General features: G+C 71.9%; 20 protein-coding genes. 13 read left to right on the top strand and 7 right to left on the bottom strand.

Annotation, left to right across the window (positions count from 1 at the left end):
* The 4 genes from STRAU_RS23325 to STRAU_RS23310 all read left to right on the top strand — a co-directional run.
* A partial coding sequence (locus STRAU_RS23325) for an ArsA family ATPase (protein WP_037661350.1) occupies positions 1-594 on the top strand: 594 nt, incomplete at its 5' end.
* A 136-nt stretch (positions 595-730) separates the two neighbouring features.
* Positions 731-1,258 carry a DUF5304 domain-containing protein gene (locus tag STRAU_RS23320; protein ID WP_016642839.1) on the top strand — a complete coding sequence of 176 codons (528 nt, stop codon included), beginning with the start codon at positions 731-733 and terminating at the stop codon, positions 1,256-1,258.
* 52 nt (positions 1,259-1,310) lie between these two features.
* Positions 1,311-2,264: an ROK family glucokinase gene (locus STRAU_RS23315; RefSeq protein ID WP_016642838.1), complete on the top strand. Its 954-nt coding sequence runs from the start codon at positions 1,311-1,313 to the stop codon at positions 2,262-2,264.
* Between the two features lie 118 nt (positions 2,265-2,382).
* The gene (locus STRAU_RS23310) at positions 2,383-3,141 is read left to right on the top strand and encodes an endonuclease/exonuclease/phosphatase family protein (protein ID WP_037661347.1); all 759 of its coding nucleotides are present in this window, start codon (positions 2,383-2,385) and stop codon (positions 3,139-3,141) included.
* A 94-nt stretch (positions 3,142-3,235) separates the two neighbouring features.
* Here STRAU_RS23310 and STRAU_RS23305 read toward each other — a convergent pair whose 3' ends face one another.
* Both STRAU_RS23305 and STRAU_RS23300 read right to left on the bottom strand, forming a co-directional pair.
* Positions 3,236-3,892, bottom strand: a complete 657-nt coding sequence (locus STRAU_RS23305) for a hypothetical protein (protein ID WP_016642836.1) — start codon at positions 3,890-3,892, stop codon at positions 3,236-3,238.
* Positions 3,885-4,664, bottom strand: a complete 780-nt coding sequence (locus tag STRAU_RS23300) for an alpha/beta hydrolase (protein ID WP_016642834.1) — start codon at positions 4,662-4,664, stop codon at positions 3,885-3,887. Before STRAU_RS23300 ends, STRAU_RS23305 begins: the two co-directional genes overlap by 8 nt.
* A gap of 216 nt (positions 4,665-4,880) precedes the next feature.
* Here STRAU_RS23300 and STRAU_RS23295 point away from each other — a divergent pair, with 216 nt between their 5' ends.
* From STRAU_RS23295 to STRAU_RS23275, 5 genes are all read left to right on the top strand, one after another.
* Positions 4,881-5,735, top strand: coding sequence for a lysophospholipid acyltransferase family protein (locus STRAU_RS23295; RefSeq protein ID WP_052029202.1), 855 nt, complete (start codon positions 4,881-4,883; stop codon positions 5,733-5,735).
* Positions 5,736-5,785: 50 nt separating this feature from the next.
* Positions 5,786-7,033, top strand: a complete 1,248-nt coding sequence (gene macS / locus STRAU_RS44470) for a MacS family sensor histidine kinase (RefSeq protein ID WP_037661358.1) — start codon at positions 5,786-5,788, stop codon at positions 7,031-7,033.
* Positions 7,030-7,758, top strand: coding sequence for a response regulator (locus STRAU_RS23285; protein ID WP_016642833.1), 729 nt, complete (start codon positions 7,030-7,032; stop codon positions 7,756-7,758). Before macS ends, STRAU_RS23285 begins: the two co-directional genes overlap by 4 nt.
* A 176-nt stretch (positions 7,759-7,934) precedes the next feature.
* The gene (locus STRAU_RS23280; RefSeq protein ID WP_016642831.1) at positions 7,935-8,963 is read left to right on the top strand and encodes a 6-phosphofructokinase; all 1,029 of its coding nucleotides are present in this window, start codon (positions 7,935-7,937) and stop codon (positions 8,961-8,963) included.
* A gap of 111 nt (positions 8,964-9,074) precedes the next feature.
* Positions 9,075-10,088 (top strand): 2-hydroxyacid dehydrogenase, encoded by a 1,014-nt coding sequence (locus STRAU_RS23275; protein WP_037661344.1) that lies wholly within the window; start codon positions 9,075-9,077, stop codon positions 10,086-10,088.
* Here the strand turns inward: STRAU_RS23275 and STRAU_RS23270 are convergent.
* The 3 genes from STRAU_RS23270 to STRAU_RS23265 all read right to left on the bottom strand — a co-directional run bounded on the left by STRAU_RS23270 (position 10,034) and on the right by STRAU_RS23265 (position 12,777).
* Entirely contained in the window at positions 10,034-11,920 is a 1,887-nt protein-coding gene (locus STRAU_RS23270; RefSeq protein ID WP_016642830.1) for a phenazine-specific anthranilate synthase component I, read from the bottom strand. The genes STRAU_RS23275 and STRAU_RS23270 overlap by 55 nt on opposite strands.
* A gap of 140 nt (positions 11,921-12,060) precedes the next feature.
* Positions 12,061-12,117 (bottom strand): trp operon leader peptide, encoded by a 57-nt coding sequence (locus tag STRAU_RS44695; RefSeq protein WP_106968013.1) that lies wholly within the window; start codon positions 12,115-12,117, stop codon positions 12,061-12,063.
* A gap of 51 nt (positions 12,118-12,168) precedes the next feature.
* The gene (locus STRAU_RS23265) at positions 12,169-12,777 is read right to left on the bottom strand and encodes a TetR/AcrR family transcriptional regulator (protein ID WP_016642829.1); all 609 of its coding nucleotides are present in this window, start codon (positions 12,775-12,777) and stop codon (positions 12,169-12,171) included.
* Positions 12,778-12,828: 51 nt separating this feature from the next.
* On the opposite strand from STRAU_RS23265, the gene STRAU_RS23260 reads away from it, so the two are divergent.
* The 3 genes from STRAU_RS23260 to STRAU_RS23250 all read left to right on the top strand — a co-directional run bounded on the left by STRAU_RS23260 (position 12,829) and on the right by STRAU_RS23250 (position 15,613).
* On the top strand, positions 12,829-13,749 hold the full coding sequence (locus STRAU_RS23260) for a DUF2867 domain-containing protein (RefSeq protein ID WP_016642828.1): 921 nt from the start codon (positions 12,829-12,831) through the stop codon (positions 13,747-13,749).
* 34 nt (positions 13,750-13,783) lie between these two features.
* Complete coding sequence (locus STRAU_RS23255; protein WP_016642827.1) at positions 13,784-15,136, top strand: class II 3-deoxy-7-phosphoheptulonate synthase; 1,353 nt, start codon at positions 13,784-13,786, stop codon at positions 15,134-15,136.
* A gap of 177 nt (positions 15,137-15,313) precedes the next feature.
* Positions 15,314-15,613: a (2Fe-2S)-binding protein gene (locus STRAU_RS23250; protein WP_052029203.1), complete on the top strand. Its 300-nt coding sequence runs from the start codon at positions 15,314-15,316 to the stop codon at positions 15,611-15,613.
* A gap of 17 nt (positions 15,614-15,630) precedes the next feature.
* On the opposite strand, the gene bfr is transcribed toward STRAU_RS23250, so the two are convergent.
* Complete coding sequence (gene bfr / locus STRAU_RS23245) at positions 15,631-16,110, bottom strand: bacterioferritin (RefSeq protein WP_016642825.1); 480 nt, start codon at positions 16,108-16,110, stop codon at positions 15,631-15,633.
* 153 nt (positions 16,111-16,263) lie between these two features.
* Here bfr and STRAU_RS23240 point away from each other — a divergent pair, with 153 nt between their 5' ends.
* Entirely contained in the window at positions 16,264-16,896 is a 633-nt protein-coding gene (locus STRAU_RS23240; RefSeq protein WP_037661341.1) for a sulfite oxidase-like oxidoreductase, read from the top strand.
* A 52-nt stretch (positions 16,897-16,948) separates the two neighbouring features.
* On the opposite strand, the gene STRAU_RS23235 is transcribed toward STRAU_RS23240, so the two are convergent.
* Positions 16,949-17,812 (bottom strand): deoxyribonuclease IV, encoded by an 864-nt coding sequence (locus STRAU_RS23235; protein WP_016642823.1) that lies wholly within the window; start codon positions 17,810-17,812, stop codon positions 16,949-16,951.
* Positions 17,813-17,854: the final 42 nt, after the last annotated feature.

Here is a 17,854-nt window from a genome sequence, read left to right as displayed (position 1 = left end):
CTCGCCGCCGCGCAGGCCGTGATCGAGGCCCCGGACACCAGCGTCCGCCTGGTCGCCGAGCCGGGCCCGGCCGCCGCCGACGCCGTCGCCCGCACCGCCACCGGCCTCGCCCTCGGCGCCCTCGCCCTCGACGGCGTCGTCGCCAACCGGGTCCTGCCGACGCCCCACGACGACACCCCCTGGCTCGCCGCCCTGCGCGCCCAGCAGTACAAGACGCTCGGCGAGTGGGCGCAGACGTACCGCACGCACGAGGTCACCCACCACGGCCAGGACCCCCGCGGCACCGACGACCTCGCCGCCCTCCGCGTCCCCGGCCCAGGACCGGCCCCGGACCCCGTCGACTGGCCCGTCACCGACGCGCTCGCCACGGACTCCCTGCTGATCTGGTCCGTCCCGCTGCCCGGCGTCGCCCGCGAGGACCTGGGCCTGATCCGGCGCGGCGACGAACTGGTCGTCACCGCGGGCCCGTTCCGGCGGATCGTCACGCTGCCCTCCGCGCTGCGCCGCTGCGCCGTCACGGGCGCGGGTCTGCGCGAGGGCACCCTCCGGATCCGCTTCGCCCCGGACCCGGACCTCTGGCCGCAGAACCGCTGAGACCCGGGGGCCCGGGGGCCCGCAGGCCGGGTCGCGCGCGGAGAAACCGGGGCGGCGGACCCGGTGAACGGTCTGCCGCCATTCGGGTAACGTCGAGAGTACGAATTCATCGGCCCTGCGCAGGAGTCAGCCCGACATGAGCGATGCCACCGAGCGCGACGCGTCCGAGCCGGAGCGCCCCGAGCAGGGCAGCGGCCGCCCCGACACGGAAGCGCCCCGCCCCGAACCCGCCGCCGACGCCGACGCGTGGGCCACGGCCTGTGCCGAGGACCTCGCGGCGGAGAAGGCCCGCCGCCGCGCCCAGTACGGGCCGCCGCCCGGCTCCGCCGCCGAGGAACTGCGCAAGCTCGTCGACGCCGTCTCCGACAAGCTCTCGGGCCTCCAGTCGCCGCTGCTCGGCGCGGTCGCCCAGGGCGCCGTGCAGGAGACCGTGCAGCAGGTCGTCCGGCAGGCGAAGGCCGCCGTGGAGCCCGTCATCGAGCGCAACCCGGACGTCTTCGACCACCTCGCCGCGGCCGGCTCCGAACTGCTCGCCGCCTACCGCAGCGCGGTCACCCGGCAGGAGGGCCGCTGGACGCGCGGCGACGCCGGACCCACCGCTCCGGGCGGCCCGGATCGCCGCGACGAGGGGCCCGGACCGGTGGAACACATCGATCTGGACTGACCCCCCTCGGGTACGGTGGGCCGTAGCGGGGCTCGATCGAACTGAGGGATTCATGGGACTCACCATCGGCGTCGACATCGGCGGCACGAAGATCGCGGCCGGAGTGGTCGACGAGGCCGGTCACATCCTGTCGACGTTCAAGGTGCCGACCCCCGGCACCTCCGAGGCCATCGTCGACGCGATCGCCTCCGCGGTGGAGGGGGCACGAGCCGGGCACGAGATCGTCGGCGTCGGCATCGGCGCCGCCGGGTACGTCAACCGGCAGCGCTCCACGGTCTACTTCGCACCGAACATCGACTGGCGCCAGGAGCCGCTCAAGGACGAGGTCGAGGCGCGCGTCAGCCTGCCGGTCGTCGTCGAGAACGACGCCAACGCGGCCGCCTGGGGCGAGTACAAGTTCGGTGGCGGCAAGGGCCACCGCAACGCCATCTGCATCACGCTCGGCACCGGCCTCGGCGGCGGCATCATCATCGGCAACAAGCTGCGCCGCGGCCACTTCGGCGTCGCCGCCGAGTTCGGCCACATCCGGATGGTCCCGGACGGCCTGCTGTGCGGCTGCGGCAGCCAGGGCTGCTGGGAGCAGTACGCGTCGGGCCGCGCCCTCGTGCGGTACGCGCGCCAGCGGGCCAACGCCGCCCCGGAGAACGCCGAGTATCTCCTGTCGCTGGGCGACGGCACCCCGGACGGCATCGAGGGCAAGCACATCTCCATGGCAGCCCGTCAGGGTGACCTGGTGGCCGTGGACTCCTATCGCGAGCTGGCCCGCTGGGTCGGCGCGGGCCTCGCCGACCTGGCGTCGCTCTTCGACCCGTCGGCGTTCATCATCGGCGGGGGTCTCTCCGACGAGGGTGAGCTCGTGTTGGACCCGATCCGTAAATCCTTCAAGCGGTGGCTTGTGGGCGCGCAGTGGCGGCCGCAGGCGGAGGTTCTCGCGGCGCGGCTCGGCAACCAGGCGGGCCTTGTGGGTGCGGCGGATCTGGCCCGGGAGCCTGACCCTGTGATGTGACCCCAGCGTGGGGCGCCGTCTGTCGCCGCTTCGCGGCTCGTCCTCAATTCGCGGCTCGTCCTCAAACGCCGGACGGGCTATTACTTGCCCGTCCGGCGTTTCCCGTATCTTGATCGTCATGTCGACCGACCCGACGCGTACGCTGCCCAACTCCCGCACCGAACCGGACGGTTCGGCCGTCGTGCGGGTGCTCAGCTACAACATTCGCTCGATGCGCGACGACACCGACGCGCTCGCCCGCGTCATCGCCGCGTGTGCGCCCGATCTCGTCCTCGTACAGGAAGCGCCCCGGTTCTTCCGGTGGCGCAAGAAGCTCACGCGGCTCGCGCGCGCCAGTGACCTGGTGCTGCTCTCCGGCGGCGGCACCGCCGCCGGGCCCGCGCTGCTGTGCTCGCTCAGGGCCACCGTCGAGCGCACCGAGGACGTGCTGCTCCCGCTGACGCCGGGGCAGCACCGGCGCGGCTTCGCGACGGCGGTGGTGCGCTTCGGCGGCGTCCGGCTCGGCGTACTGAGCTGCCACTTGAGCCTGCAGAGCGAGGAGCGGTACGCGCAGGGCGGGATGCTGCTCGACCGGCTCGCCGCGATGGGCGTGCCGCACGCGGTCGCGGGCGGCGACCTCAACGACCGCCCCGACGGGCGTACGTTCCGCCGCGTCGCCGCCGGACTTCAGGACTGCTGGGCCACCGCGCCCTGGGGCGGCGAATACACCTCGACCCCGGCCGACCCGCACCAGCGCATCGACGGCATCTTCGCCACGGAGGGCATCCAAGTCCTCGGCTGCGGCGTCCCGTTGGACCACCCGGGCGTGACGGCCGACGACCTGCGGGCGGCGACGGACCACTTGCCGGTGCTGGCAGCACTCAGGGTGCCTGCATAAACCTGCACAGAAAAGCCGGGCGGGCACCATTCAGCCCGTCCGGCGATTGAGGACGAGCCGCGAAGCGGCGATCGACGGCAACCCCGGTGCGGGGTCAGACGACAGCCCCGCGCCCAGGATCATCGTCCTCCTCGTCGTCCGACTTCATCCGGACGACCAACGTGGCGAACCCGCCGAGGAACCCGCCGATGCCGAGCATCGTCAGCCACCACGTCATCTGCCATCCCAGCAGCACCGCGAGCAACAGCAGCACCGGTCCGCCGATGACGGCGAGCCAGGCGAACTTCGCCGTGACGTCGCCCTCCGGCAGCGGCGGCGGCTCGGGCGGCACGAAGTGGCCCTCGTCGTCCGCGTCGAAGTCGTCCTCGGAGGCTTCGGGCGCGCTGTAGTCGCGGGGACCTCCGCTGCCCACCCCCGGGGCAAAGGACACCGAGCTGCCGAGCGGCTTCGCCGGGGCGTCACCGTCGGACGCCTTGCCGTCGCGGTCGGCCTTGGCGCCCTTGTCCGTCAGGGTGTCGCCCGCGTCGCCGTCGGCCGGGCCGTTGGTCTCCGTCTCAAGGAGGGCCAGGTCCTCGACGGACTTGAACGGCTTGGCGCCCGGCGGGTCCGCGGGCTCCTCGCCGTACCCGGCGACGATGGCGCGCCACGCGGCGTCCTCGTCGATCGGAACGGCCTGCTCCGCCGGCTCCGGGGTGCCGTCCTCGCGCGAATCCTCGCGGTCGGGCTCCGACTTGTCCTGCTGCTCAGCCACCGGTGGTCGTCCCTTCCTTGCCTGCGCTGGGGGCGAGCCGGCCGATGAACGCGAGGCTCTCCTCGAAGATCCGGTCCGCGTCGTGGTCCAACGTCGCGACGTGGTAGCTCTGTTCCAGCAGGATCTCCGTGACGTCCGTGGACGACACCCGGCTGAGCACGCGGGCGGAGTCGGCGGGCGGCACCACGTGGTCCTGCGGGCTGTGCAGGACCAGGAGCGGCTGGGTGACCTGCGGCAGCTCGCCGTCCACGAGGCGGAAGAACTGGCGCAGCGAGTGCGCGGCGTGCAGCGGCACCCGGTCGTACCCGATCTCGACGGAGCCCGGCTTGGCGATGTCGCTCACGATGCCCTTGGTGGAGGGCACCAGGAAGCGGGCCACCGGCAGGACGCCCGCCGCCCGGTCGTGCATCTTGTTCGCCGGGTTGACCACGACCACGCCGCGCACCGCGTCGCCGTGCCGGGCCGCGAGCCGCAGCGCGAGCGCGCCGCCCATGGACAGGCCGAAGACGAACACCTCCGTGCAGCGCTCGGTCAGCGCGCGCAGTTCGCGGTCCACCTCCGCGTACCAGTCCTGCCAGCCTGTGACCTGCATGTCCTGCCAGCGGGTTCCGTGGCCGGGCAGCAGTGGCAGCGAGACCGTCAGGCCGTGCTCCGCCAGGTGCTCCGCCCAGGGGCGCAGCGACTGCGGGGATCCGGTGAAGCCGTGACACAGCAGGGCGCCGACCTCGCCGCCCTCGTGGCGGTACGGCTCGGCTCCAGGGAGGACCGGCACCTTCGGTCTCCTTCGTGGGATGAGTACTACGGGTACGGGGGGTACTTCACCGTACGCGACCGGACTGACACCGACCAGGGCCGTCGCCCATCCCGGACACCGCGGACACCGCCCCCGGCGGGGGCCGTCGGCCCGGCTCCGGAAGGAGCGCGGGCGCCGCTCGGGTTATGGTCTGATCCACAGACACAGGAGGCACTCGGTTTGATCTACGGCGCAATGAAGCTTTCCATCGGAGGGCCCCTGAAGCTCGCCTTCAGGCCCTGGGTGGACGGCCTCGAGAACATTCCCGCCGAGGGCCCCGCCATCCTGGCCAGCAACCACCTGTCCTTCTCGGACTCCTTCTTCCTGCCCGCGGTCCTCGACCGCAAGGTCACCTTCATCGCCAAGGCCGAGTACTTCACGACGCCCGGCATCAAGGGCCGCATGACGGCCGCGTTCTTCAAGGGCGTCGGCCAGCTTCCGGTGGACCGTTCGGGGGCGCGCGGCGCGGGCGAGGCCGCCATCAAGAGCGGCATCGACGTCCTGGAGCGCGGCGAGCTCTTCGGCATCTATCCCGAGGGCACGCGCTCGCCCGACGGGCGGCTCTACCGGGGCAAGCCCGGCGGCCTCGCGCGCGTGGCGCTCGCCACCGGCGCGCCCGTCATCCCCGTCGCGATGATCGACACCGAGAAGATCCAGCCGCCCGGCAAGGTGATGCCGAAGCTGATGCGGCCCGGCATCCGCATCGGCAAGCCCATGGACTTCAGCCGCTACCAGGGCATGGAGCACGACCGTTTCGTGCTGCGGGCGGTGACCGACGAGGTCATGTACGAAATCATGAAGCTCTCCGGCCAGGAGTACGTCGACATCTACGCGACCGCCGCGAAGCGCCAGCTCACCGAGGCGGCCAAGGCGGAGAAGGAAGCCGCCAAGGAGGCGGCGAAGAAGGAAGAGGCGGCCAGGAAGGAAGCGGCCGCCAAGCAGGCCGCCGCGGCCGCCCGGCAGATGGTCGAGGGCACCGCGGCGCCGGGCGGCGAGCGGGACGACGCGGGGGGCACCGCTCGGCCTGGCAGGGAACGGTCCGGCTCGTAGCCGCGTCGGTGTGAGAGGGGCGCACGAGCGCGCCCTGTGGGGTGGGGTTCGTGGCCAAGCGCGAGAGAGTCATGCGGATGTCGGTGGAGCAGCCTCTGTGGCGTGCTCTGACCGCGTACCGCGTCCTGACCATGCTGTACGCCATCGGCCTCTTCGTGGCCGCGTACGAAACCTTCGCCCGCCCCTGGCTCGCCATCGCCTACTACGCGGTGCTCGCCGCCTGGACCCTCGCCACCGTCCCCAAGGTCGCGGGCGCCGCGAGCTGCACCAAGCGGTTCCTCGCCGTGGACCTCGCGGTCGCGCTCACCGGCATCCTGCTGACGCCGGTCGCGGTCGAGCACTGGCGGGTCGTCGACGGCGGGCCGACGCTGCCGTCCATATGGACGGCGGGCTCCGTGCTCGCCTTCGCGATCAAGGGCGGCTGGCGCTGGGCGGCCTTCGCCTCGCTGCTCGTGGGGGTAGCGAACGTCGTGCAGCGCGGCGCCTTCAGCCGCGACACGGTCCACAACGTCCTGCTCGTGTGCATCGCCTCCATCGCCATCGGATACGTCGTGGAGGTCGCCCGCGCCTCGGAGCGCACCCTCGCCCGCGCCCTGGAGATCGAGGCCGCGACCCGCGAGCGGGAGCGGCTCGCCCGCGACATCCACGACAGCGTGCTCCAGGTCCTCGCCATGGTCCAGCGCCGCGGCACCGCCATCGGCGGCGAGGCGGCCGAGCTCGGCCGGATGGCGGGCGAGCAGGAGGTCGCCCTGCGCACCCTGGTCGCAGGCGGCCTGGTCCGCACCTCGTACGCCTCGGAGGACGCCTCCCGGGGCGCCGTCGTGCGCGCCGTCGAGGAGCCCGACGACCCTGGCGACGACCTCACCGGCACCGCGACGTGCGACCTGCGCGCCCTGCTCGCGCCCTACGCCGGGGCGCTGGTCACCCTGTCGGAGCCCGGCGCCGTGGTGCCGCTCGCGCCGCGCGCGGCCAGGGAACTCACCGCCGCCGTCGGCGCCGCCCTGGACAATGTCCGCAGGCACGCCGGGGCGGACGCGCGCGCGTGGATCCTGGTCGAGGACGAGCCGGACGCCGTCATCGTGACGGTGCGCGACGACGGCCCCGGCATCCCGGAGGGGCGGCTCGCGCAGGCCGAGGGGGAGGGGCGGCTCGGTGTCGCGCTGTCCATCCGGGGGCGGCTGCGGGACATCGGGGGCACGGCCGAGCTGATCTCGGTGCCGGGCCAGGGCACGGAAGTGGAACTGAGAGTGCCGCGCGCCGCGCGGGACGTACGGGGGAAGGCGGAGAAAGCGCGATGAGCAGCGAGCACGGACAGCACACGGACGGGGCGGACTCGGCGGGCGCCGCCGCGCCCGTCAAGGTGATGGTCGTCGACGACCACCCGATGTGGCGCGACGCCGTCGCCCGGGACCTGGCCGAGTCCGGGTTCGACGTGGTGGCGACCGCGGGCGACGGCGAACAGGCGGTGCGCCGCGCGCAGGCCGCCGCGCCGGACGTCCTCGTCCTCGACCTGAACCTGCCGCTGAAGCCCGGCGTGCAGGTCTGCAAGGAACTCGTCGGCGCCAACCCCGCGCTGCGCGTCCTCGTCCTGTCGGCCAGCGGCGAGCACGCCGACGTCCTGGAGGCGGTCAAGTCCGGCGCCACCGGGTACCTCCTGAAGTCCGCGTCCACCGCCGAGCTGATCGACGCGGTGGGCCGCACGGCCGTCGGCGACGCCGTCTTCACGCCCGGCCTCGCGGGCCTGGTCCTCGGCGAGTACCGGCGCCTGGCCTCCGAGCCCGCGCCCGCCACCCCCGACGAGCCGGGGGCGCCGCGCCTGACCGACCGCGAGACCGAGGTGCTCCGCCTGGTCGCCAAGGGCCTCAGCTACAAGCAGATCGCCGAACGCCTGGTCATCTCGCACCGCACGGTGCAGAACCACGTCCAGAACACCCTCGGCAAGCTCCAGTTGCACAACCGGGTGGAGCTGGTGCGGTACGCGATCGAGCGCGGCCTCGACACCGACGAATCGGCCGGAGCGTGATCCTCCGGTCCGTCGCGCGGCCCGGGGCGTGACCTCCTTCGGGTGAACCGGACCTGCCCGCTCCACCACAACTCCCGGACCTCGTCCGGGAATTCACCGTTCGTCCCATGCCGGAGTGACGCGGATCACCATTAGCGTGGCCCGCGTCAGCGCAACTGTGGCGAAGGGACATTTCCATGCGGGTCGGAGTTCTGACCGGAGGCGGCGACTGCCCCGGGCTCAATGCCGTCATCCGGGGCGTCGTCCGCAAGGGCGTGCAGGAGTACGCGTACGACTTCGTGGGCTTCCGCGACGGCTGGCGCGGACCGCTCGAAGGCGACACCGTCCAGCTCGACATCCCGGCCGTCCGCGGCATCCTGCCCCGCGGCGGCACCATCCTCGGCTCCTCGCGCACCAATCCCCTCAAGGTCGAGAACGGCATCCGGCGCATCAAGGAGAACCTCGCCAAGCAGGAGGTCGACGCGCTCATCGCGATCGGCGGGGAGGACACCCTCGGCGTCGCCGCGCGCCTGACCGACGAGTACGGCGTGCCCGTCGTCGGCGTACCGAAGACCATCGACAACGACCTGTCCGCCACGGACTACACCTTCGGGTTCGACACCGCCGTCGGCATCGCCACGGAGGCCATCGACCGCCTCCACACCACCGCCGAGTCACACATGCGCGTCCTCGTCGTGGAGGTCATGGGCCGCCACGCCGGGTGGATCGCGCTGCACTCCGGGCTGGCCGGCGGCGCCAACGTCATCCTCATCCCGGAGCAGCGCTTCGACGTCGACCAGGTCTGCGCCTGGGTCACCTCACGCTTCAAGGCGTCGTACGCGCCGATCGTCGTCGTCGCCGAGGGGGCGATGCCCAAGGACGGCGAGATGGTCCTGAAGGACGGCACGCTCGACTCCTTCGGGCATGTGCGGCTGTCCGGGGTGGGGGAGTGGCTGGCCAAGGAGGTCGAGCGGCGCACGGGCAAGGAGGCCCGGACGACCGTCCTCGGTCACGTCCAGCGCGGGGGCACCCCCAGCGCGTTCGACCGCTGGCTCGCCACCCGCTTCGGCCTGCACGCCATCGAGGCCGTCCGGGACGGGGACTTCGGCAAGATGGTCGCCCTGCGCGGCACGGACATCGTCCGGGTACCCATCGCCGAGGCGACCGCCCGCCTCAAGACGGTGGACCCCGCCCTCTACGAGGAGGTGGGTGTCTTCTTCGGCTGACGTCTTCTTCGGCTGACGCCGATTTCGCCCCCCCCTCGTGGGGCGCCAGAACCTCCGGAAACGTATATTCGCCCCGTACAGGACCTGCGTACCCCAAACGGGAGTGTCACCGTGGAGATCCTCGCCTTCGGCGTCCAGGCGGACGAGCGCCCCCTCATCGAGACGGCCTTCGCCCCGCACCACGACATCCGCTGCCTGGACGTCTTCCTGAGTGAGGACACCGCCCCCATCGCCGCCGGCTACGAGATCATCTCGACCAGCGTCAACGCCAGCCTGGACAACCGCGTCCTGCAGACCCTCGCCGCCGGCGGCACCCAGATGATCGCCCAGCGCTCCACCGGCTTCAACAACATCGACCTCCAGGTCGCCGAGCGCCTGGGCCTGACGGTCGCCCGGGTCTCGTACTACTCGCCGTACTCCGTCGCCGAGTTCGCCTGGACCCTGGCGACCGCGGTCAACCGCCGCATCGTCCGCGCCAGCAACCGCACCCGCGACTTCGACTTCCGCCTCGACGGCCTGATGGGGCGCGACCTGCGCGGCCGCACCGCCGGTGTCCTCGGCACCGGCAAGATCGGCGAGGCGTTCACCCGGATCGCGCACGGCTTCGGGATGAACCTCCTGGGCTGGGACGTCACCCAGAACCCGGCCTGCGTCGAGCTCGGCATGAAGTACGTCGACGTCGACGACAAGGAGCGGCTGTTCGCCGAGTCCGACCTGATCAGCCTGCACGTGCCGCTGCTCCCCGAGACGCGGCACATCATCGACGCGAACGCCCTGCGCGCCATGAGGGACGACGCGATCCTCGTGAACTCCAGCCGCGGCGGCCTGATCGACACCGACGCCCTGGTGCGCGAGCTGCGCGCGGGCCGCTTCACGGGCGTCGGCCTCGACGTGTACGAGGCCGAGGCCGGGCTCTTCTTCCTCGACAAGTCCCTGGAGGCCGTCGAGGACGACACCCTGGCCCGCCTCGTCACCTTCCCGAACGTCGTGGTCACCTCGCACCAGGCGTACTACACCGTCGACGCGGTGAGCCAGATCATCGAGACGACCGTCCAGAACGTCCTCGACTATCAGGCGGGCCACCGCTCGGAGAACGTCCTGGTCCCCGCGGCCCCGGCCGGCTGACCGAGCAGTTCGCGCACGATCGCCGCCCCGCGCAGCGACAGGACCGACTCCGGGTGGAACTGGACGCCCGCGATCCCCGGCCCGCGCAACGCGTGCACCTCACCGGTCACCCGGTCCCGGCTCACCTCGATCCCGTGCGCCAAGAGCTCCCGCTCCGCCTCCTCGTCGCAGCGCGCCACGAAGCTGCTGTAGAAGCCGACGGTCTCCGTGCGGCCGAACAGGTCGACGGCCGTCTGCGCGCCCTGGTACGGAACGTCCTTGCGTACGATCTCCAGGCCCAGCTCGGCCGCGATCAGCTCGTGGCCCAGGCACACCCCGAGCACCGGATGCCGGTGGCCGCGGATCAGCTCCGCTGTGAGCGCCCGCAGGAACCGCATCTTCGGGTCGCCGATGTCGGTGGGGTCGCCGGGGCCCGGGCCGAGCACCACCGGGCCCTCGTGCGTCAACACGGCGTCCGCGAGGCCCACTTCGTCGTACCGCCGCACGGTCACCTTCAGGCCCGACGAGCGCAGCACGTGCGCGAGCATCGCCGTGAACGTGTCCTCCCCGTCGACCACCAGCGCGTGCCCGGACAGCTCGTCCGCCTGCTCCTGCATCCGCAGCCAGAACGGCGCGAGCCCCGCCCGCCGCCCGTCCAGGGCCGCCCGGACCCGCGGATCGTCGGCGAGGGCGGGCCGCGCGCTCTCGTGCCGCGGGCGCCCCGGCCGCACCCCGAGCGCGGCCAGCACGCCCGCGGCCTTCGCGTGCGTCTCCGCCACCTCGTCCGCCGGGTCCGAGCCGCGTACCAGCGTCGCCCCGACCGGCACCCGCAGCCCGCCGTGCGCGTCGATGTCGGCGGTGCGGATGAGGATCGGCGAGTCGAGGGTCTGGGCGCCGTTGGCGCCCCGCCCGATCAGCGCGAGCGCGCCCGCGTAGTAGCCCCGCCCGCCCGACTCGTGCCGCCGGATGACCCGGCACGCGTTCTGCACCGGCGAGCCGGTGACCGTCGCCGCGAACATGGTCTCCTTCAGGACCTCCCGCACGTCCAGCGTCGAGCGGCCCCGCAACTCGTACTCGGTGTGCGCCAGATGGGCCATCTCCTTCAGCCGGGGCCCGACCACCACCCCGCCCCGGTCGCCGACGGTGCACATCATCTTCAGCTCCTCGTCGACGACCATCGACAGTTCCTCGGTCTCCTTGCCGTCGGCGAGGAAACGCAGCAGACCGTCGGCCGTGGGGCCCTCGGGCGGATAGCGGTACGTCCCGCTGATGGGGTTCATGACGACGGTCCCGCCCGACATACGCACGTGCACCTCGGGACTCGCGCCGACCAGCGTGCGGTCCCCGGTGTGCACGACGAACGTCCAGTACGCGCCGCGCTCACCGACGAGCAGCCGCCGGAAAAGCGCGAGCGCGTCCGCCCGCCCGAACCCGGGGATCTCGCCCCGGTACGTCCGCCGGATCACGAAGTTCGCGCCCTCGCCGCGGCCGATCTCCTCGCGCAGCACCCGGTCGACGGTCCGCGCGTACGCCTCGTCGCTCACGTCGAAGGCACCGCCCGCCACGCGCACGTCGTGGCCGGGCAGCGCCGACAGGACCTCGGCGAGCGGCAGTTCGTACGACTCCTCGGGCACGAGGGCGCTGAGCGGTGTGCCGTCGTCCGTCACGTCGAAGCCGCGCTCCCCGATCTGCCGGAAGGGCACGAGCGCGAGCCCTTCGGGGAGGTCGGCGAGCCTTTCGTACGTCGTCACGGGGCCGACGAGGACCTCCACCGTGTCGTGGTCACGGCCCGGCGTGCGGCGGCGCAGCAGGGCGAAGGGGCGGTCGTCGGTCAGCAGGTTCCGCAGGTCCATGGGTGTCGTTCCTTCTCGTGAGCGGTGAGAGAGGAACGGCCCGGCCGGTTCGCTTCCGGAAGACCCGGAAGACCCGGAACACCCCGAAAACACTGAAGGCCGCCCCTCGGGCGGCCTTCACGCATTCTGCGTACGCGTAGTCAGTGGGCCGCCGGAAGAGCGGGCCACCACCAGGTGCGGGTCGAATGCGCGAACATGCCCCGCACCCTAACGCATCGTCGCGGGCCTCAGTGCGTCAGCCGGGAGCCTCAGTGCGTCATCAGGATGTCGAGCGCCTCGTCCAGGTAGGCGCCGAACTCGTCCTCGCCCGGCAGCACCGACGGCGCCGCGTGCCCGAGCTGGGCGTGGCCCAGATAGACCGTGTACGCGAGCAGCCCCCGGCGGCGCGCCTCGGCCGCCGGGAAGCCGAGGCCGGCGAAGAGCCCGGCGACGTACGCCACCCGGCGCTCGGTGACCCGCCGCAGCGCCGCCGCGACCTTGGGGTGCGAGGCGGTCGCGAGCAGCGAGACCTCCAGCGGGTCGGCGGACGCCGAGCTGACGGCCTCGGCGAACAGCAGCCGGACGCGCGTGCGGATGTCCGGCTCCGCCTCGACCTCGCTGATGATCCCCTCGGTGTTGATCTCCGCCCAGCGGTCCAGGGCGGCCTCGATCAGGGCCTCCCGGTTCGCGAAGTGCCAGTAGAAGCTGCCCTTGGTGGTGCCGAGCCGGACCGCGAGCGGCTCCACGGCCACGGCCGCGAGCCCGCCCTCGCCGATGGCCGCGAGCGCGGCGTCGGCCCAGTCCTGAGCGGAGAGCCGGGGCTTCGCCGCGGCCTTCCGCGCGTCCGCGGCCGCCGTCTTCTTCTGCCGTTGCGCCATGACCGTACGGTACCGTATGGTTGACCATACGCCAGCGTATGGAGGTGCGCCGTGGGTGTCGTGCGCAATGAACACGAGCGAGTGATCAAGGCCCCGGCGGCGGCCGTGGGGGCGCTGTTCGACCGGCTCTCCGCCGCCGACGACCCGATCTTCCCGACCCCCGCCTGGCCCGCGATGACCTTCGACGGGCCGCTCGCGGTCGGCGCCACCGGCGGCCACGGCCCGGTGCGGTATGCGGTGACGGAGTACGAACCGGGCCGCCGCGTGCGCTTCGACTTCACCGACCCGGACACCGGCTTCCACGAGATCTCCGTCGAACCGCTCGGGGAGCGGCGCTGCCGCGTGCGGCACGTCCTGGAGACCGAGCCGAAGGGCCTGGAGCGGATCTTGTGGCCGACGGTCGTCCGGCCCGTGCACGAGACGATGGTCGAGGAGGTCCTCGACAACGTCGAGCGGATGGCGACGGGCACCTGCGCGCGCCCCGTGCGCTGGTCGCGGCGCGTGCGGCTGCTGAACGCCCTCGACTGGGACCGGCCCGAGACGGTCGCCGTGCCCGAAGGCGCCAAGCTGCTCCGCGGCGCCCTCGACCGGCCCGCGTACCAGGACGCGTACCGCATGCGGATGCTCCCCGGCCTGCCCCGCGACCCGAGCGCCTGGTCCCACATGCTGCGCGAGGACTTCCCCGTCCTCGGCCGCGCCGACGGCGAGCTGCTGCTCCAGGTCGACGTCGCGGGACTGACGGCACGCGCCTCGATCCTGGTCGACGACGAGCACGTCACCCTCAGCACCTACGCCCGCCCCGACACCCGCCGCGGCCGCCTCTACTGGGCCGTGGTCCGGCTCGCCCACCCCTTCATGGCCCGCCTGATGCTGCGGCGTACGCATCGAAGGCTGGCCTTGGCTGCGCCGAACGCGGCGGAGCGGGCGGCCGGGCGCCCGGTGTCTGCCCCGTCTCACTTTGTGAGCGGGTGAATGGACGGCGGTGCGGACCCCGTAGGGTTGACGCGTGACCGTGAACGCTAAGACCAGCGCGAGCGCTGGCAACACCTGGCGAGACCTGCCCGCGGCGCAGCAGCCCGAGTACCCCGATGCCGAGGCTCTGCGCGATGTGATCGCGGACCTCGAGTCGTATCCCCCGCTGGTTTTCGCGGGCGAGTGCGACCAGCTGCGCGCCCGGTTGGCTTCCGTCGCCAAGGGAGAGGCGTTCCTCCTCCAGGGCGGCGACTGCGCCGAGGCATTCGACGGGGTGTCGGCCGAGCACATCCGGAACAAGCTCAAGACCCTGCTCCAGATGGGCGCCGTGCTCACGTACGCCGCCTCCGTGCCGGTCGTGAAGGTCGGCCGGATCGCCGGCCAGTACTCGAAGCCCCGCTCCAAGCCGACCGAAACCCGCGACGGCGTGACACTGCCGACCTACCGCGGCGACTCCGTCAACGGCTTCGACTTCACCGAGGCGGCCCGCGTCCCGGACCCCGAGCGCCTGAAGCGGATGTACAACGCCTCCGCGTCCACGCTCAACCTGGTGCGCGCCTTCACCACCGGCGGCTACGCCGACCTGCGCCAGGTGCACGCCTGGAACCAGGACTTCGTGAAGTCGTCCCCGTCCGGCCAGCGCTACGAACAGCTGGCCCGCGAGATCGACCAGGCGCTGAACTTCATGCACGCCTGCGGGGCCGACCCGGAGGAGTTCAAGACCGTCGAGTTCTACGCCTCGCACGAGGCGCTCCTCCTCGACTACGAGTCGGCGCTGACCCGCGTGGACTCGCGCACGGGCAATCTGTACGACGTCTCCGGCCACATGGTCTGGATCGGCGAGCGCACCCGTCAACTGGACGGCGCGCACATCGAGTTCGCCTCGAAGATCCGCAACCCGATCGGCATCAAGCTCGGCCCGACGACGACGGCCGAGGAGGCGCTGCAGTACATCGACCGCCTCGACCCGGACCGTGAGCCCGGCCGCCTGACCTTCATCGCCCGCATGGGCGCCGACAAGGTGCGGGACAAGCTCCCCGAGCTGGTCGAGAAGGTCACCGCCTCCGGCGCGACCGTCGCCTGGATCAGCGACCCGATGCACGGCAACACCTACGAGGCGGCATCCGGCCACAAGACCCGCCGCTTCGACGACGTGCTCGACGAGGTCAAGGGCTTCTTCGAGGTGCACAAGGCGCTCGGTACGCACCCGGGCGGCATCCACGTCGAGCTCACCGGCGACGACGTCACCGAGTGCGTGGGCGGCGGCGACGAGATCTTCGTCGACGACCTGCACCAGCGCTACGAGACGGCGTGCGACCCCCGGCTCAACCGCAGCCAGTCGCTCGACCTGGCGTTCCTGGTGGCGGAGATGTACCGGGACCAGTGATCACCTGACCTGGGCATTCCCCGGTTACGCAGCTGTGGGGCGCGGATCCATGTGATCCGCGCCCCACGTGCGTATCCCGGGCTTTTGCGCAGCCGAAGGCGCGGGTAAGGTTAGGTTAGCCTCACCGATTAATCGGGACGGGCGCCTTGATGAACCTGTCCTCGGGAGGTGAACCGCGTGTACGTCTGCAACTGCTTCGGGATCACCGAAGCGCAGGTGAAGAAGCACGCGGAGGCTGGTGCCTGCACCCCCCGCCAGATCGCCTCGGCCTCCAAGGCGGGCACGGACTGCGGCTCCTGTGTGCGCCGCATTCAGGCGCTGCTCGGCCGGGGCGCGTGCCCGCGGCGTGAGCTGGTGGACCAGGGTGAGCCGGCGGTGGCGCTGGTCCCCGAGGCGGAGCTGCCGAAGATTCCGGGGATTCCTGGGATTCCGGCCGTGCCGGAGGTTCCGGAGCGGGAGCTCCCGGAAGCGGCCTGACGCCTCCCGGACGCGGTCTAGCTGTCCGGCTGCTCGATGAGCTGCGCGATGTACAGCGGCTCGCCGAGCTTCTCGACCAGCTCCAGCTGGGTGTCGAGATAGTCGATGTGGTGCTCCTCGTCCTCGAGGATCGACTCGAAGATGTTCGCGGACGTGATGTCGCCCTTGGCGCGCATCACCTCGATGCCGCGCTTGAGGCGGTCGATCGCCTCCACCTCGATCTGGCGGTCCGCGTTGAACATCTCCGTGACGGTCTGGCCCACGCGCACATGGAACAGCCGCTGGTAGTTGGGCAGACCGTCGAGGAACAGGATCCGGTCGGTCAGCACCTCCGCGTGCTTCATCTCGTCGAACGACTCGGACCGGGTGTACTTGGCGAGCTTCGTCCAGCCGAAGTTCTCCTGCATCTTCGCGTGCAGGAAGTACTGGTTGATCGCGGTCAGCTCGGCGGTCAGCTGCTCATTGAGAAATTCGATGACCTCGGGGTCGCCCTGCATCGCAGAGGCTCCTTCCAAGCGGGTGACTGGGCAGGTCCGCGCATCTTTGCATCGGCATCCAGGGGCGTCCAGTAAGTGCACGCTTAGTAGGAGTTGCCCGAATCCACGTATACCTGGTCACGTCCACCTCTCCCGGTCTGTCAGGATGGAGGCATGGGTCAGCCGGTGGGTCGCACATCTCGAGACGGAGCGGAATTGGAGCTTCCGCCGGGGCAGCGACTGCAGCGCGGCTGGCCGGTCACGCACTACGGCCCGGTGCCCAAGTTCCGCCCCGAGCGCTGGGAGTTCAGGGTCTTCGGCGCCACCGCCGACGGCGAGAAGCACTGCTGGACCCACGAGGAGTTCTCGGCCCTGCCGTACGCCTCGGTGGTGGCCGATCTGCACTGCGTCACGAAGTTCAGCATGCTCGGCGCCGAATGGGGCGGGGTGCTCGCGCGCGATCTGCTCGCGCTCGCGCCGCCCGCACCCCAGGCCACGCACGTCATGGTGTGGGCCGAGTACGGCTTCAGCTCGAATCTGCGGATGGCCGACTTCGCCTCGGACCGCACGATTTTCGCCACACACAAGGGCGGTGAACTGCTCACCGCGGAGCACGGTTTCCCGCTCCGCCTCGTGGTGCCCCAGCTGTACGCCTGGAAGGGCCCGAAGTGGGTCCGCGGCGTCGAGTACATGACGGCGGACCGCCGCGGCTTCTGGGAGGAGCGCGGCTACCACAACGTCGGCGACCCCTGGCGGGAGCAGCGCTACTCGTACCAGGAGGAGCCGGGCGACGGCCCGGAGCTGTAGCGCGACGCCGACTTCGGGGTGCCGCGCGGACCGGTCGGCGGAACGACAACGATCAAGCGTCCCTGAGCTCCTTCAGGCGGGCGACGTCGGCCGCGTGGCCCACCTTGCCGCCGGGGGTCTCGATGATCAGGGGGACGCCGTCGGCCGCGGGATGGGTCAGCAGCTCGCGGAAGGGGTCGGCGCCGATGTGCCCGGCGCCGATGTTCTCGTGCCGGTCCTTGTGGGCGGCGACGACGTCCTTGGAGTCGTTGGCGTGCACCAGCTTGAGGCGGCCCGCGCCGACCGTGTCGACGAGCAGGTCGAGGGTCTGCTTCATGCCGCTCGGCCCGGTCAGGTCGTGCCCGGCCGCGAAGATGTGGCAGGTGTCCAGGCAGACGCCCAGCTTCGGGTGGGCGTCCAGGGCCTCGAAGTACGGCCCGAAGTCCCAGGTCCGCGAGCACAGCGAGGCGCCCTGGCCGGCCGTCGACTCGAGCAGCAGGAACGGGTCGTCGTCGTGCGTCAGCTCGTCGAGCAGCGGCAGCATCCGCTCCCGGACCTGGCGCAGGGCCACGTCCCGCTCCCGGCCGCCCGTGGCCGAACCGGTGTGCACGACGACCCCCAGCGCGCCGATCTCGCGGCCGCGGCGCAGTGAGTGCCGCAGCGACTCCACGGACCTCTCCACCGTCGCCTCGGTGTGCGAGCCGAAGTTGATCAGGTAGGGCGCGTGGACGTAGGCGGGGATGCCCTCGGCCGCGCAGGCGGCGCGGAACGCCTCGTCCTGCTTCGGGTTGCCGGGCGGGGTGGCCCAGCCGCGCGGGTTGGCGGCGAAGACCTGCACGGTCTCGGCGCCGATGTCACGTGCGTACGCCAGGCCGACGGATGCGAGGCCGCCGGCGACGGGGACGTGGCTGCCGATGGGGGACTTCTTGCTGCTCATTCGGACCAGGGTGGCATGGTCCGGGGCGGGGCCCTGCCGGGG

This window comes from Streptomyces aurantiacus JA 4570 (genome assembly GCF_000414115.1).
Classification (GTDB): domain Bacteria; phylum Actinomycetota; class Actinomycetes; order Streptomycetales; family Streptomycetaceae; genus Streptomyces; species Streptomyces aurantiacus_A.
This window is presented reverse-complemented; position numbering and strand designations above follow the sequence as displayed.

Bases quoted from the DNA above. Each gene is read 5' to 3' on its own strand.
- STRAU_RS23320 (WP_016642839.1), top strand. From the start codon at position 731: ATGAGCGATGCCACCGAGCGCGACGCGTCCGAGCCGGAGCGCCCCGAG.
- STRAU_RS23315 (WP_016642838.1), top strand. From the start codon at position 1,311: ATGGGACTCACCATCGGCGTCGACATCGGCGGCACGAAGATCGCGGCC.
- STRAU_RS23310 (WP_037661347.1), top strand. From the start codon at position 2,383: ATGTCGACCGACCCGACGCGTACGCTGCCCAACTCCCGCACCGAACCG.
- STRAU_RS23295 (WP_052029202.1), top strand. From the start codon at position 4,881: ATGAAGCTTTCCATCGGAGGGCCCCTGAAGCTCGCCTTCAGGCCCTGG.
- STRAU_RS23285 (WP_016642833.1), top strand. From the start codon at position 7,030: ATGAGCAGCGAGCACGGACAGCACACGGACGGGGCGGACTCGGCGGGC.
- STRAU_RS23280 (WP_016642831.1), top strand. From the start codon at position 7,935: ATGCGGGTCGGAGTTCTGACCGGAGGCGGCGACTGCCCCGGGCTCAAT.
- STRAU_RS23270 (WP_016642830.1), bottom strand. From the start codon at position 11,920: ATGGACCTGCGGAACCTGCTGACCGACGACCGCCCCTTCGCCCTGCTG.
- STRAU_RS23265 (WP_016642829.1), bottom strand. From the start codon at position 12,777: ATGGCGCAACGGCAGAAGAAGACGGCGGCCGCGGACGCGCGGAAGGCC.
- bfr (WP_016642825.1), bottom strand. From the start codon at position 16,110: ATGCAGGGCGACCCCGAGGTCATCGAATTTCTCAATGAGCAGCTGACC.
- STRAU_RS23240 (WP_037661341.1), top strand. From the start codon at position 16,264: ATGGGTCAGCCGGTGGGTCGCACATCTCGAGACGGAGCGGAATTGGAG.
- STRAU_RS23235 (WP_016642823.1), bottom strand. From the start codon at position 17,812: ATGAGCAGCAAGAAGTCCCCCATCGGCAGCCACGTCCCCGTCGCCGGC.